This is a genomic window from Streptomyces sp. NPDC002057 (assembly GCF_040296665.1).
GTDB lineage: Bacteria > Actinomycetota > Actinomycetes > Streptomycetales > Streptomycetaceae > Streptomyces.
In genome coordinates this window covers 1-14,161 of sequence record NZ_JBEOXR010000096.1, presented here as the reverse complement: position 1 = coordinate 14,161, position 14,161 = coordinate 1, and the positions used below count along the sequence as shown (strand labels likewise).

The window sequence follows — 14,161 nt, the reverse complement described above, 5'->3', positions numbered from 1 at the left end:
GTCGCGGCGGCGCCCCCCGGTGCCCAGAACGGGACGGCTGCGGCGCCCGGCGCCCAGGGCTGGACGGCGGAGCCCGCCGCCGGACGGCCCTACGCCTATCTGGAGGGCCCCGCGGGCAGCGTCCTCCAGGACACCCTGTCGGTCACCAACCCGGGAGCGAAGCCGCTCACCGTACGGCTCAGCGGACAGGGCGCGCCCGTCGCCTTCGCCGCGCCGACCGTGACCGTGCCCGCCAGGACCCGGGCGGACGTGCCCTTCGCCGTGACCCTCACCGCCGACACCCCGCCCGGCGAGCACCGGGGAGCGGTACGGGCCACGGCGGCGGGCCGGGAGGTCCGCGTCGACCTGCGGCTCAGGGTCAGCGGCCCGAGGCTCGCCGCGCTGACCGTCGAGGCCGTCCACGTCGACACCGCGACCGGCACCCTCCGGTACACCCTGGTCAACCGGGGGACCACGGTCCTCGCCCCGCACCTCGCGGTCCACGCCGAGGGGGTCCTCGGCACCCTCCTCGACCGGCCGGGCCGCCCCCTGCCGCTCACCCTCGGCCCCGGCGAGCGGGCCACCCGGACCGAACCCTGGCCCGACCCGCCCGCCCTCGACTCCGTCACCGTCCGGCTCACCGCCACCGCCCCGGGCGCCGCGCCCGCCACCGGCCGGGCCGAGGCCTCCTTCGCCTCCGGCCCGGCGCTCACCGCGTCGGCCGGCCTGCTCCTGGCGGCGGCGGCCGGCTGCGCACAGGCGCTGCGGCGGCGCGCGCGGTCCCGTACCCAGCGAGCCCCGGGGGGAGCGACACCATGACACGACACGGGACGACGAGGTGGGCGCGCGCGGCCGCGGCCCTGCTCTGCGCGCTCGCCCTCGGTCTGCTGCCCGCCGCCCCCTCGGCGGCGGCCCCCGGCCCCGTCGTCGAACTCTCGAAGGCGGAGGGAGGCAAGGGCGGCGAGATCACCGTCAGCGGCAGCGGCTGGAAACCGGGCGCGCTGCTCATGCTCCTGATCTGCGGCCAGGCCGCCCCCGGCAAGGGCGTCATCGGCGGCACCAACTCCTGCGCCAACACCGAGGGCAGGGCCGCCACCGTCGACACCAGGGGCGGGTTCAGCGCGAAGCTCCCGGTCGCCGAACCGCCCAAGCCCTGCCCCTGCGTCGTGCACGTGGCCGGGGTGACCGGCCAGCAGGACGCCGTGGACCGGGAGTTCACCGTCGCCGGGCACCCCACCGCCCCGCTCCCCGAGGCCTCCGGCGACGGACGCCTCGCCGTCCTCGCCGCCGTCCGCCTCGACGGCTCCGGCTCGCTGCTGACCTGGTTCGGGGCACCGCCCTCCCGGGAGATCGTCTTCACCGTCGGCAACCTCGGCTCGGGTCCCGTGAAGGACCCCGTCTTCCAGGTCGGCACCAGCCACGGCGTCTTCGCGCCGCAGTACGAGGAGCGCCGGTGGCGCGGCACCGTCGAACCCGGCAGGAAGGCCCTCGTCCGGCTCCCCGTCGAACTCACGGCGGGCGCGCACGGCGACTACCAGGTCTCCGTGCGGTACGCGGGCAAGGTCCTGGTCGAGCAGCCGTGGGGGGTCGGCCGCCCGTGGGGCGTGACGCTCTTCTGGCTGCTGCTCGCGATCGTCGTGCCGGCGGCGCTCTTCCGGATCGGCATGGCCGTGGTGGACCGCACCCGCCCGGCGACGGGCCCCGCCGGACGGCGGCCCCGCCGGGGAACGGCACCGGGGCCGCGGCCCCGCCCCCTGGCCCGCCTGCGCACCCGTGCCCCCGAGCCCGCCCGGCGGGCCCCGGGGGACGACGAACCGACCGCGGTCCTGCCGTGGTTCAGTCCTGACTCCGCACCGTCAGCCCCAGAGAGCAGCCCGACGACGAAGGGACATGCGTGAGTACGCAACGGAGGATGAGCGCGGCCGGAGTCGCGCTGATGCTCGGCGGCGCGGGGATCCTGATTTCCGCCGGCCCCGCCCAGGCCGCCGAGGTCTCGTACGGGACGGAGTGCATCCCGCCGTCCATCTCAGGGCTTCCGCCCGTACAGGGCACGACGAAGGTGCTGATCACCGCACCGGCGGAGGCCAAGGTCGGCGACGAGGTCGAGATCGTCTGGAAGACGGTCCAGGCCGCGTCGAAGAACCCCGACGTGCTCGACCTCGGAGCGAACACGGTCAAGCCGACCGGCGTCCTCACCCTGGGCGGCGCGGCGACCGGCACCGTCGCGATGGAGGGACCGCGGCAGAACCCGCCGATCCCCAAGAACAGCCCGATGCTGCTGCCCGAGATGAAGGGGAAGCTGAAGCTGGACAAGGCGGGCGAGATCACCCTGACGCCCGGCAAGTACACGATCAACGTGTCCAAGCCGCTGTCGACGGACACGAAGTGCGCGCCGAAGGAGACGGTGCCGGTCGCCGCGACGATCAAGGTGACGGCGGAGGGTGGCACGGGCTCCGGCGGTACGACCACGACGTCGGGCGGCACGACGACGTCCGGCGGTACGACCACGACGTCGGGCGGTACGACCACGACCTCCGGCGGTACGGCGGCGTCCGGCGGCTCCACCGCCACCGGCGGCTCCACCGGCGGAGGGTCGAACAACACCGGCGGCTCCGCGACCTCCTCCTCCGGCGGCACCGGAGGATCCTCCGGCGGCACCGGAGGATCCTCCGGTTCGGGCTCCGGCTCCGCCTCGGGCGGATCCTCCGGCTCCGGCGGCGGCTCGGGCGGCCAGACCGACTTCCCGGGCAAGGAGGTGGCGGTCGCCTTCGGCTGCCAGGCCCCCGGCCCCGCCGCCATCAACGGCAAGGTGACCATCGACGCCAAGAAGAACGGCGCCTCCTACGAGCTCACCGTGAAGACCGCCAAGGGCGTCATGAACAGCCCCGCGGCCCTTCCCAAGGGAGCGCTCAAGGGCTCCATGGCGGTGAAGATCGGGGGAGCCGACAGCGGCACGGTGAAGGTCACCGGCCCTCCGAACCCCACCGACCTGAAGCTGGGCGACCCGGTGAACCTGCCGGACATGAAGGGCACGTACAAGCCCGGCGCGACCGGCACGTCCACGCTCAGCCCCGGGACGCTCACCATCACGGTGACGCTCGGCAGCTCCGAGATGCAGATCCCGTGCCAGGTCAAGGGGGCTGCCGGCGTCTCCCTCGAACTGGACACGAGCAAGCAGGCCGGGGGCGCGTCGGGCGGCTCCGACGGCGGCACCGGCACGGCGGGCTCCGGCGCGAGCGGCTCCGGCGGTTCGGGCGGCTCCGACGGCGGGAACCTCGCCGAGACCGGCGCCGAGGGCGACGGCGCCCTGCGCGCCCTCGCCCTCGTCGCGGGAACGGTGATCCTCCTCGGCGGCGCGGTGTTCACCTTCACCCCGTGGGCGCGGCTGAGGCGCTGACGCTCCGGGAAACGGCGGAGGGCCGCCGCACCGATGCGGTGCGGCGGCCCTCCGTGCGTACGACAGGCCCCTGGGACGGATCCGTACGACAGGTCCCCGGGGGAGACCCGTACGACGGGCCCGTGAGGCGGGCCCATGGCGCAGGGGTCAGTGGACGCTGCCCATGAGCCCCTGGACCTTCTTGCGGTACATGTAGATCGCGAAGCCCGCCAGGACGGCCAACGAGGCCTCCATGGCGATGATCCCCGTGCCGTTGAGATCGACGCCGGCCAGCGAGAGCAGACCCGTGGTGCAGTCGCCCGCGGTGACGGCGAGGAACCAGACGCCCATCATCTGGGAGGCGTACTTCTGCGGCGCCATCTTCGTCGTGACGGAGAGGCCGACCGGGGAGAGGCAGAGCTCACCGATGGTCTGGATCATGTAGATCGAGACCAGCCACATCGGGGAGACCTTGTCGCCGCCGCCCGCCATGTTCATCGGGACGACGAAGACGAAGAAGGACGCGCCGACGAGGACCAGACCCATCGCGAACTTCACGATGGTGTTCGGCTCCTGGTTCTTGCGGGCCAGCCACAGCCACAGCCACGCGAAGACCGGGGCGAGCGCCATCACGAAGAGCGGGTTCAGCGACTGGTACCAGGTGGCCGGGAAGCCGAAGCCGAAGACGGTGTCCGCGGTCTTGTCGTCCGCGAAGAGCGACAGCGTCGAGCCACCCTGGTCGTAGATCATCCAGAAGACGGCGGCGGCGACGAAGAACCAGATGTAGCCGGTCATCTTCGACTGCTCGGTCTTGTCGAGGTCCTTGTCGCGCTTGATGCGGACCAGGACGGCGACCGGGATGATCAGACCCGCGAGGGTGATCGGGACCAGCGCCCAGTTCAGGGTGTACATGCCCAGGGCCACCACGACGCCGTAGAACGCGGCGACGAGGACGGTGATCAGGGCGACCTTGACCAGGATGCCCTTGCGCTCCTCGGGGGAGAGCGGGTTCGGGACGACGTTGCTCTTCGGGCTGAGGCTCTTGGTGCCCAGGAGGAACTGGACCAGGCCCAGACCCATGCCCAGCGCGGCGAGCGCGAAGCCGAGGTGCCAGTTGACCTTCTCGCCGACGGTGCCGACCACGAACGGCGCCACGAAGGCACCGAGGTTGATGCCGACGTAGAAGAGGGTGAAGCCACCGTCACGGCGCGGGTCGTCCGGGCCGTCGTAGAGGTGGCCGACCATCGTGGAGATGTTGGCCTTGAGGAGACCCGAGCCGGCGGCGACCAGCGCCAGGCCGACGAAGAACATCGCCTGGCCGGGGATCGCGAGCGAGGCGTGGCCCGCCATGATCACGAAGGCGGCGATGGTGACGGTCTTGCGGGCGCCCCAGACGCGGTCGCCGAACCAGCCGCCCGGCATGGCCATCAGGTAGACCATCGAGACGTAGACGGAGTAGATCGCCGTCGCCGTCGCCGCGGTCATGGCGAGGCCGCCACCCTGGCTGCCGGTCGCGGCGTCCGCGCCGCCGGAGACCAGGTACAGAACGAGAAGTGCCCGCATGCCGTAGTAGGAGAAGCGCTCCCACATCTCGGTCATGAAGAGGGTGGCCAGGCCGCGGGGGTGGCCGAAGAACGTCTTCTCGGAACCGGGGGTTCCGGCGGAAGCCGTCGTCAGGCTGGACGCCATGTCGATCCTTGCTCTGTCGGGACGCGCGCCTTGTGAGCGTGGTGCGCCCGGTGGGGGAGGCCGGCACCGGCGGATCCACGGTCGGAACCCACCGGGATCCACGCCCCGGGATTCGCGTCTTCGCGTCCCGGAACCCGGCCCACAGGTCATTCACTGTCCTCAAGGGTCGGCTGGGCCGACCTCACGCAGAAAGAGGACCTTGGCGCGCGAAGCTGGCCAAAGGTCCCCGATTACCGCGTCAGACGTCTCGCCACCATACGACACGACAGTGGCGGATATGGAAGGACTTGAGAGATGGATCACAGGTGAAGATGCAACCGCGGAAGCTTATTCGAAGGTCATGCGCGCGATACCCACAAGATCCCCAGGAGTCACTCCGCGCACTCGGATCATGCCCCGGCCGCCCACCCGTGCGGACTACCATCACCCCATGACCCGTGTACTGCTCGCCGAGGACGACGCCTCCATCTCGGAACCGCTGGCCCGCGCCCTGCGGAGAGAGGGGTACGAGGTCGAGGTCCGCGAGGACGGCCCCACCGCCCTCGACACCGGGCTCCAGGGCGGAGTGGACCTGGTCGTGCTCGACCTGGGCCTGCCCGGCATGGACGGCCTCGAAGTCGCCCGGCGGCTGCGCGCCGAGGGCCACACGGTCCCGATCCTGGTGCTCACCGCGCGGGCCGACGAGGTCGACACCGTCGTCGGACTCGACGCGGGCGCCGACGACTACGTCACCAAGCCCTTCCGGCTCGCCGAGCTCCTCGCCCGGGTCCGGGCCCTGCTCCGGCGCGGCTCCACCGAGCCCGCCGTCGCCCCCTCGACCCACGGCGTGCGGATCGACGTCGAGTCGCACCGCGCCTGGATGGGCGACGAGGAGCTCCAGCTCACGGCGAAGGAGTTCGACCTCCTCCGCGTCCTGGTCCGGGACGCCGGCCGGGTCGTCACCCGCGACCAGCTGATGCGTGAGGTCTGGGACACCACCTGGTGGTCCTCCACCAAGACCCTCGACATGCACATCTCCTGGCTGCGCAAGAAGCTCGGTGACGACGCGGCGAACCCGCGCTACATCGCCACCGTCCGAGGCGTCGGCTTCCGCTTCGAGAAGAGCTGACGCGGCCGCCCCGGGCAGAGCCGACGCGGACGCCCCGGACGGAGCCCACGCGGCCGCTTCGGGCCGAGCCGGCCCCAGGAGAGAACGAGAGTCACCGTGCGCCGCCGTCTCATCAACTCCACGCTCGCCGTGGTGCTCGTCGTCATCGCCGTCTTCGGCGTCTCCCTCGTCATCGTCGAGACCCGCACGATCTCCAGCAGCGCCCAGGAGAGCGTGGACCTGGAGGCGCTGAGGATCGTCTCCATCGTCGACAGCCGCCTCATCGGCGGCGAACCGGTCAACCCGGACATCCTCTCCCAGCAGAGCGGCGCCAAGCGGTACGCGCAGATCCACATCCCCGGCCGCGACACGATCGAGATCGGCACCCGCCCCGAGGGGAACGTCACCCGGGGCATCGCCGAGGGCGAGCGCGGCGAGACCGTCGTCGTCGAGGAGTCCCGCTCGGCCGTCACCGCCGAGGTCGGCCGCACCCTGATGATCATCGGGGCGGTGGCGCTGCTCGCCGTCATCGCCGCCGTGCTCCTCGCCGTACGGCAGGCCAACAAGCTCACGTCCCCGCTCACCGACCTCGCCGAGACCGCCGAGCGGCTCGGCTCCGGCGACCCGCGCCCCCGGCACAAGCGGTACGGGGTCCCCGAGCTGGACCGGGTCGCCGACGTCCTGGACGCCTCCGCCGAGCGGATCGCCCGGATGCTCACCGCCGAGCGCCGGCTCGCGGCCGACGCCTCGCACCAGCTCCGCACCCCCCTCACGGCCCTCTCCATGCGCCTGGAGGAGGTCGCCCTCGCCGACGACCTGGACTCGGTCAGGGAGGAGGCGACGATCGCGCTCACCCAGGTCGAGCGGCTCACCGACGTCGTCGAGCGGCTGCTGACGAACTCCCGCGACCCCCGTACCGGCTCCGCCGTCGCCTTCGACCTCGACGAGGTCGTCAAGCAGCAGATCGAGGAGTGGCGGCCGGCCTACCGCAGCGCGGGGCGGGCCATCGTCCACTCGGGCAAGCAGGGGATGCGGGCTGTCGGCACGCCGGGCGCGGTCGCCCAGGTCCTCGCGGCCCTGATCGAGAACTCGCTCATGCACGGCGGCGGCACGGTCGCCCTGCGGACCCGGGTCACCGGCAACCAGTCGGTGATCGAGGTCACCGACGAGGGCCCGGGCGTCCCGGCCGACCTCGGCGCGCGGATCTTCGAGCGGGCGGTCAGCGGCCGCAGCTCCACCGGCATCGGCCTCGCGGTCGCCCGCGACCTCGCGGAGGCGGACGGCGGCCGTCTGGAGCTGCTCCAGCAGCAGCCGCCGGTCTTCGCGCTCTTCCTGAGCCGCGAGGTCAGGAGCCTCTCGGACGAACCGTCGGAGCGCCCCGTACGGTGACGCGCCCCGGGCCCCGGGACCGCCCCCGGGCCCCGGGACGCCCCCGGGCCCCGGGACGCGCCCGGGCCCGGGACACGCCCGAGCCCCCGGCGGGGCCGGGGGCTCGGGGACGGACGGGGGCGGCAGCGGCCCGGGGCTCAGACGCGGTCGGGCTGGCGGCGGGTCGCCTGCCGCGGGGCCTGCTCCAGGAACGATTCGGCGGTCTGCACCGCCTCCTTCGCGGGGAGCGCGCGGAAGACCCAGGTGCGGTAGGACCAGAAGCGGAACAGCGTCCCGACCCCGATCCCGAAGAACTTGAAGACGTTGCTGGCCAGCGGGCCGTCCCAGCCGAAGCCGTACGTCGCCGCGTAGAGGATGCCGTTCTCGATGACCATGCCGACGATGCTGAACAGCAGGAAGAGCGACATCTCCTTCGTGCGGCCGGACTTGTCCCGGTCGCGGTACGTGAAGTAACGGAACCCCACGTAGTTGAAGGCGATCGCGACCACCGTGGCGATCAGGCTGGCCCGGACCATCGGGATGTCCGTGGTGCCGCGGACCAGGTTGAAGACGCCGAGGTTGACCAGGACGCCCAGACCGCCCACTACCCCGAACTTGGCGACCTCCCGGACGAGCCGGTCGAGTCGCGTGCGCAGCGCGCCGGGTTCACTCATGGTGATGGCTCTGTCCCGTCCGTCCGGATGACGTCCGGGCGACGTCAACCCAACCATGCTAACCAGGCGACCTGTCACCCGCCCGTGTACCTCGCAAACCACCCGAGAACCCAGCCCCCACCTGCGGCGTCCTTGTGCCAAACCACAGCCGGACGAGTGTTCCCCGATGGTGCGGATACCCTAAGAGGGTGACGTTTCCGGTAGTCGGCATGGTCGGTGGCGGTCAGCTCGCCCGTATGACCCACGAGGCGGGCATCCCCCTCGGCATCAGGTTCAAGCTCCTCAGTGACACCCCGCAGGACTCGGCGGCCCAGGTGGTGAGCGAGGTCGTCATCGGCGACTATCGCGACCTGGCTACGCTGCGTGACTTCGCGCGCGGATGTGACGTGATCACCTTCGATCACGAGCACGTCCCCACCGAGCACCTGCGGGCCCTGGAGGCGGACGGCATCCCCGTCCGCCCGGGGCCCGACGCGCTGGTGCACGCGCAGGACAAGGGGGTGATGCGCGCGAAGCTCGACGAGATCGGCGTGCCGAGCCCACGGCACCGCATCGTGGCGGACCCCGAGGACGCGGCGGCCTTCGCCGCCGAGGTCGGGGGCTACCCGATCATCCTCAAGACCGTGCGCGGCGGCTACGACGGCAAGGGCGTCTGGTTCGTCCGTACGCCCGAGGACGCCGGCGACCCCTTCCGCGCGGGTGTCCCGGTCCTCGCCGAGGAGAAGGTCGACTTCGTACGCGAGCTCGCCGCGAACATCGTCCGCTCCCCGCACGGCCAGGCGGTCGCCTACCCGGTCGTCGAGTCCCGTCAGGTCGACGGGGTCTGCGACACGGTGATCGCGCCCGCGCCGGACCTCGACGACGAGCTCGCCGGCCAGGCGCAGGAGCTGGCGCTGCGGATCGCCAAGGAGCTGGGGGTCGTCGGCCACCTCGCCGTCGAGCTCTTCCAGACCACGGACGGCCGCATCCTCGTCAACGAACTGGCGATGCGCCCGCACAACTCCGGCCACTGGACCCAGGACGGCGCGATCACCTCGCAGTTCGCCAACCACGTCCGCGCGGTCCTCGACCTGCCCCTCGGCGACCCGCGCCCGCGCGCGCCGTGGACCGTGATGTGCAACGTCCTGGGCGGCGACTACCCGGACATGTACTCCGCGTACCTGCACTGCATGGCCAGGGACCCGCAGCTGAAGATCCACATGTACGGAAAGGACGTGAAGCCCGGCCGCAAGGTGGGACACGTCAACACCTACGGCGACGACCTGGACGACGTGCTGGAGCGCGCCCGTCACGCCGCCGGCTACCTGCGAGGAACGATCACCGAGTGAGCACGACCCCCGCCACCGCCCCCGTCATCGGCATCGTCATGGGATCCGACTCCGACTGGCCCGTCATGGAGGCCGCCGCGCAGGCCCTGGACGAGTTCGGGATCCCGTACGAGGTCGACGTCGTCTCCGCCCACCGGATGCCCCGCGAGATGATCGCGTACGGCGAGGAGGCCGCGGGCCGCGGCCTCAAGGCGATCATCGCGGGCGCGGGCGGCGCCGCCCACCTGCCCGGCATGCTGGCCTCCGTCACCCCGCTCCCCGTCATCGGCGTGCCGGTGCCGCTGAAGTACCTCGACGGCATGGACTCGCTGCTCTCCATCGTGCAGATGCCGGCCGGTGTGCCCGTCGCCACGGTCTCCGTCGGCGGCGCGCGCAACGCGGGCCTCCTCGCGGCCCGGATCCTCGCCGCGCACGACCCCGAGCTGCTCGGCCGGATGCGTGAGTTCCAGCAGGAGCTGAACGACCAGGCGACCGAGAAGGGCCAGCGGCTGCGGGCCAAGGTCGAGGGCGCCGAGTCCTTCGGCTTCGCCAGGTGAGCGCCGCCGAGCGCCTCGCCGAGGCACGTGACCTGCTCGCCGCCCACCCCGTCGTGGACGGCCACAACGACCTGCCGTGGGCGCTGCGCGAGCACGTCCGCTACGACCTGGACCGCATGGACATCGGCGCGGACCAGACCGGCGCGCTCCACACCGACCTCGCCCGGCTGCGGGCGGGCGGCGTCGGCGCCCAGTTCTGGTCGGTGTACGTGCCCTGCGAGCTGACCGGCGACAACGCGGTCAGCGCCACCCTGGAGCAGATCGACATCGTCGACCAGCTCCTGGCGCGGTACGCGGGCGACCTCGCCCCCGCCCTGACGGCGGACGCCATGGAGGCGGCCCGCGCGGAGGGCCGCATCGCCTCCCTCAAGGGCGCCGAGGGCGGCCACTCGATCAACAACTCCCTCGCCACCCTGCGCGCCCTGCACACCCTCGGCGTGCGCTACATGACGCTCACCCACAACGACAACAACGACTGGGCGGACTCGGCGACCGACGCGCCCGGCGTCGGCGGGCTCTCCGCCTTCGGCCGGCAGGTCGTCCGCGAGATGAACCGCTGCGGCATGCTGGTGGACCTCTCGCACGTCGCCGCCACCACCATGCGGGACGCGCTCGACGCCTCCGCGGCGCCGGTGATCTTCTCGCACTCCTCGGCCCTGGCGGTCTGCGACCACCCGAGGAACGTGCCGGACGACGTCCTGGAGCGGCTCCCCGCCAACGGCGGCGTCGCCATGGCCACCTTCGTGCCCAAGTTCATCCTCCCCGCCGCCGTCGACTGGACCGCGCGGGCCGACGAGAACCTGCGGGCGCACGGCTTCCACCACCTCGACACCACCGCCGAGGCGATGAAGCTGCACCGGGCCTTCGAGGCGGAGAACCCGCGCCCGATCGCCACCGCCGCCACGGTCGCCGACCACCTCGACCACATGCGCGAGGCCGCCGGCATCGACCACATCGGCATCGGCGGGGACTACGACGGCACGGCCTTCACCCCGGCCGGGCTCGACGACGTCGCCGGCTACCCGAACCTGATCGCGGAGCTCCTGCACCGCGGCTGGTCGCACCCGGACCTCGCCAAGCTGACCTGGTCCAACGCGGTCCGCGCGCTCCGCGACGCGGAGGCGGTCTCGCGCGATCTGACGGGCCGTACGGCACCGTCGAACGCGACGATCGAGACGCTGGACTCCCCGGTCTCCCCGGGGGCCTGACGACCCGTACGGGCCGCGCGCGCCTCACCGGACGGCGTACTCCGCCGTGTCCCGCACGGGGCCGCGCGCCTCACCCGGACGGCGTAGTCCGCCGCGCCCCCGCACGGGGCCGGTGGCACGGTGGACGGTACTGCCCCGCCGCATTCGCGGGGCGGTACTGCATCACCGAGTTGGAGTAAGACCATGGCGGACCTGCTAGACGACCATCCCCACCTCTCCACCGTCCCCGCTGCCGCCACCGGCGAGCCAGTCCCTCCCGAGCCGCCCCCACCGCTCGACGAGACCTCCCGCGCCCGCGCCATCCTGGCCGCCCAGCCCGTCACCGAGGGACACACCGAACTGCCCCGGTCCCTCGACCCCGAGGACCTCCCGCCCGTCCGGGCGGCGGAGGCCGGAGCCCAGTTCTGGTCGCTCCACGTCGACACCGACGAGGGGGTCGTCGGGACCCTGCGGCGCATCGACGCCGTCCGTGCGCTCGTCGCCTCCTGCCCGGAGGACCTGCGTCTCGCGCACACCACCTCCGAGATGGCCCACGCCCTCAACTGCGGCCGGGTCGCCGCTCTGCTCGGCCCGGTCAGCTGGACGGCGCTCGGCGGTTCCGCGGCAACCCTGCGGGCCTACCACGCCCTGGGCGTACGGGCCGTGAACCTCACCCGCTTCGACCGCTTCGCCCGCGAGGCGGTACGGGAGATGAACCGCATCGGCCTGGCCGTGGACCTCTCCGGAGCCGACCAGGACACGGTCCGCCGCACCCTCGCGGTCACCCGCGCGCCCGCCCTGCTGACCCGGGCGGCCCCGGAGGGCCTGCCCGACGACGTCCTCGGCCTCCTCGGCGAGAACGGCGCCGTCCTCATGGTCACGGTGACCGACGACCCGGCCGCCGTCGCCGACGTCCTCGACCGGGTGCGGGCGGAGGCCGGCCCGCACTGCGTCGGCGTCTCCCACACCACCGCCCCGGCCCTCGGCCACGTCCCGCTCTTCGCGGAGCTGCTCCGCCGGGACTGGCCGGCCCAGGAGCTGGTCGGCCTCGCGCACGGCAACCTGACGCGGGCGCTGCGGGAGACGGAGTTCCTGGCGCGCACGAACCGCATCAGGCCGGCGGCGGCCTGACCGGCCTGACCGGGCGGGGGCGCCGAAAGGCGCCCCCCCACCCCTCTAGGCCCGCGGCTCAGGCGCGGGGCCTGCCCATCGCCCGGTACGTCCAGCCGGCCGCCCGCCAGCGCTCCGCGTCCAGCGCGTTGCGGCCGTCGAGGATCACCGGCGACGAGACCACCCCGGCGAGCTCCGCCGGGTCGAGCTCACGGAACTCGCGCCACTCGGTCAGGTGCAGCACCACATCCGCGCCGCGCACCGCCTCGCGCGCCGAGTCCGCGTATCCCAGGGTCGGGAAGACGCGCCGGGCGTTGTCCATGCCCTTCGGGTCGTAGACGGTCACCTGGCCGCCCTGGAGGTGTATCTGGCCGGCGACGTTCAGGGCGGGGGAGTCGCGGACGTCGTCCGAGTCGGGCTTGAAGGTGGCGCCGAGGACGGCGACCCGGCGGCCGAGGAAGGAGTTCCCGCCGAGGACCTCCCGCGTCATCTCCACCATCTGGCCGCGCCGCCGCATGTTGATCGAGTCGATCTCGCGCAGGAAGGTCAGCGCCTGGTCGGCGCCCAGCTCACCGGCGCGGGCCATGAAGGCCCGGATGTCCTTGGGCAGGCAGCCGCCGCCGAAGCCGATGCCGGCCCGCAGGAACTTGGCGCCGATCCGGTCGTCGTGGCCGATGGCCTCGGCCAGCTTGGCGACGTCGCCGCCGGCCGCCTCGCAGACCTCGGCCATCGCGTTGATGAAGGAGATCTTCGTGGCGAGGAAGGAGTTCGCGGCCGTCTTGACCAGCTCGGCCGTCGGGAAGTCGGTCACCACGAACGGCGAGCCCGCGCCGACCGGGACGGCGTACACCTCGCGCAGCACCTTCTCGGCCCGCTCACTCCGGACGCCGACGACGATCCGGTCCGGGCTCAGGGTGTCCTGCACGGCGAAGCCCTCCCGCAGGAACTCGGGGTTCCAGGCGAGTTCGACGCCCTCCGGCAGCACGCCCGCGAGCCGCTCGGCCGAACCGACGGGCACGGTCGACTTGCCGACGACCAGGGCCCCTTCGCGTACGACCCCGGCGAGGGAGGTGAAGGCGGCGTCCACGTAGCTCATGTCACAGGCGTACTCGCCGTGCTTCTGCGGGGTGTTCACGCAGACGAAGTGGACGTCGCCGAAGGCGCCGACCTCCTCCCAGGAGGTGGTGAAGCGCAGCCGCCCGCTCGATCCCTCGATGCCGGCGACGTGCTTCGCGAGGAGTTCCTCCAGGCCCGGTTCGTACATCGGGACCCGGCCGGAGGACAGCAGCTCGATCTTCTCGGGGACGACGTCGAGCCCCAGGACCTCGAAGCCGAGTTCCGCCATGGCCGCGGCGTGGGTGGCGCCGAGGTAGCCGGTACCGATCACGGTGATCTTCAGGGCCATGCGGGTCTCCAGTGAACGTCGGGCGGAATGCCCGCCCGAGCATAGTCGTGCACTGGTCGGAGGCTGGGGCACGCCCTACCCTTTGGGTTACTTAACGGTAGTTAGCAAGCGTGGGAGTGACTGACGGTGGCGTCGAAGAAGAACGAGACATCTGCTGATTTCGACCTGTATCGGCCCTCCGAGGAGCACGACATGCTCCGGGAGTCGGTCCGTGCTCTCGCGGAGGCGAAGATCGTGCCGTTCGCCGCGGCGGTGGACGAGGAGGGCCGGTTCCCGCAGGAGGCGCTGGACGCGCTGGTCGCCAACGACCTGCACGCCGTGCACGTGCCCGAGGCCTACGGCGGCGCGGGCGCGGACGCGCTGGCCACGGTGATCGTGATCGAGGAGGTCGCCCGCGCGTGCGGTTCCTCCTCCCTGATCCC

General features: G+C 72.6%; 13 protein-coding genes. 10 read left to right on the top strand and 3 right to left on the bottom strand.

Features of this window, described 5'->3' with window-relative positions; translation table 11 throughout:
* The 3 genes from ABT129_RS37340 to ABT129_RS37330 all read left to right on the top strand — a co-directional run.
* On the top strand, window positions 1–798 hold a 798-nt coding region (locus tag ABT129_RS37340; protein WP_351910600.1), incomplete at its 5' end, for a COG1361 family protein.
* A complete protein-coding gene (locus ABT129_RS37335) occupies window positions 795–1,877 on the top strand; it encodes a hypothetical protein (protein ID WP_351910598.1) in 1,083 nt (360 codons plus the stop codon). The genes ABT129_RS37340 and ABT129_RS37335, both read left to right, overlap by 4 nt.
* A 14-nt stretch (window positions 1,878–1,891) precedes the next feature.
* A complete protein-coding gene (locus tag ABT129_RS37330; protein WP_351910596.1) occupies window positions 1,892–3,376 on the top strand; it encodes a hypothetical protein in 1,485 nt (494 codons plus the stop codon).
* Between the two features lie 147 nt (window positions 3,377–3,523).
* On the opposite strand, the gene ABT129_RS37325 is transcribed toward ABT129_RS37330, so the two are convergent.
* Window positions 3,524–5,044, bottom strand: a complete 1,521-nt coding sequence (locus ABT129_RS37325) for a peptide MFS transporter (RefSeq protein ID WP_351910594.1) — start codon at window positions 5,042–5,044, stop codon at window positions 3,524–3,526.
* 430 nt (window positions 5,045–5,474) lie between these two features.
* Between ABT129_RS37325 and ABT129_RS37320 the strand changes: the two genes are divergently transcribed.
* Both ABT129_RS37320 and ABT129_RS37315 read left to right on the top strand, forming a co-directional pair.
* A complete protein-coding gene (locus tag ABT129_RS37320) occupies window positions 5,475–6,152 on the top strand; it encodes a response regulator transcription factor (protein WP_351910592.1) in 678 nt (225 codons plus the stop codon).
* 96 nt (window positions 6,153–6,248) lie between these two features.
* Window positions 6,249–7,520 carry a sensor histidine kinase gene (locus tag ABT129_RS37315; protein ID WP_351910590.1) on the top strand — a complete coding sequence of 424 codons (1,272 nt, stop codon included), beginning with the start codon at window positions 6,249–6,251 and terminating at the stop codon, window positions 7,518–7,520.
* A gap of 137 nt (window positions 7,521–7,657) precedes the next feature.
* Here ABT129_RS37315 and ABT129_RS37310 read toward each other — a convergent pair whose 3' ends face one another.
* On the bottom strand, window positions 7,658–8,173 hold the full coding sequence (locus tag ABT129_RS37310) for a GtrA family protein (protein ID WP_351910588.1): 516 nt from the start codon (window positions 8,171–8,173) through the stop codon (window positions 7,658–7,660).
* Between the two features lie 188 nt (window positions 8,174–8,361).
* Between ABT129_RS37310 and ABT129_RS37305 the strand changes: the two genes are divergently transcribed.
* The 4 genes from ABT129_RS37305 to ABT129_RS37290 all read left to right on the top strand — a co-directional run bounded on the left by ABT129_RS37305 (window position 8,362) and on the right by ABT129_RS37290 (window position 12,355).
* Window positions 8,362–9,501, top strand: a complete 1,140-nt coding sequence (locus ABT129_RS37305) for a 5-(carboxyamino)imidazole ribonucleotide synthase (protein WP_351910586.1) — start codon at window positions 8,362–8,364, stop codon at window positions 9,499–9,501.
* A 38-nt stretch (window positions 9,502–9,539) separates the two neighbouring features.
* Window positions 9,540–10,037, top strand: a complete 498-nt coding sequence (gene purE, locus ABT129_RS37300) for a 5-(carboxyamino)imidazole ribonucleotide mutase (protein WP_351910602.1) — start codon at window positions 9,540–9,542, stop codon at window positions 10,035–10,037.
* Window positions 10,034–11,245 carry a dipeptidase gene (locus tag ABT129_RS37295; protein ID WP_351910584.1) on the top strand — a complete coding sequence of 404 codons (1,212 nt, stop codon included), beginning with the start codon at window positions 10,034–10,036 and terminating at the stop codon, window positions 11,243–11,245. Before purE ends, ABT129_RS37295 begins: the two co-directional genes overlap by 4 nt.
* A gap of 183 nt (window positions 11,246–11,428) precedes the next feature.
* Window positions 11,429–12,355: a membrane dipeptidase gene (locus ABT129_RS37290; protein WP_351910582.1), complete on the top strand. Its 927-nt coding sequence runs from the start codon at window positions 11,429–11,431 to the stop codon at window positions 12,353–12,355.
* Between the two features lie 58 nt (window positions 12,356–12,413).
* On the opposite strand, the gene ABT129_RS37285 is transcribed toward ABT129_RS37290, so the two are convergent.
* Entirely contained in the window at window positions 12,414–13,739 is a 1,326-nt protein-coding gene (locus ABT129_RS37285) for a UDP-glucose dehydrogenase family protein (protein ID WP_351910580.1), read from the bottom strand.
* A gap of 192 nt (window positions 13,740–13,931) precedes the next feature.
* Here ABT129_RS37285 and ABT129_RS37280 point away from each other — a divergent pair.
* A partial coding sequence (locus ABT129_RS37280; RefSeq protein WP_351910578.1) for an acyl-CoA dehydrogenase family protein occupies window positions 13,932–14,161 on the top strand: 230 nt, incomplete at its 3' end.

Bases quoted from the DNA above. Each gene is read 5' to 3' on its own strand.
- ABT129_RS37335 (WP_351910598.1), top strand. From the start codon at position 795: ATGACACGACACGGGACGACGAGGTGGGCGCGCGCGGCCGCGGCCCTG.
- ABT129_RS37330 (WP_351910596.1), top strand. From the start codon at position 1,892: ATGAGCGCGGCCGGAGTCGCGCTGATGCTCGGCGGCGCGGGGATCCTG.
- ABT129_RS37325 (WP_351910594.1), bottom strand. From the start codon at position 5,044: ATGGCGTCCAGCCTGACGACGGCTTCCGCCGGAACCCCCGGTTCCGAG.
- ABT129_RS37320 (WP_351910592.1), top strand. From the start codon at position 5,475: ATGACCCGTGTACTGCTCGCCGAGGACGACGCCTCCATCTCGGAACCG.
- ABT129_RS37310 (WP_351910588.1), bottom strand. From the start codon at position 8,173: ATGAGTGAACCCGGCGCGCTGCGCACGCGACTCGACCGGCTCGTCCGG.
- purE (WP_351910602.1), top strand. From the start codon at position 9,540: ATGGGATCCGACTCCGACTGGCCCGTCATGGAGGCCGCCGCGCAGGCC.
- ABT129_RS37290 (WP_351910582.1), top strand. From the start codon at position 11,429: ATGGCGGACCTGCTAGACGACCATCCCCACCTCTCCACCGTCCCCGCT.
- ABT129_RS37285 (WP_351910580.1), bottom strand. From the start codon at position 13,739: ATGGCCCTGAAGATCACCGTGATCGGTACCGGCTACCTCGGCGCCACC.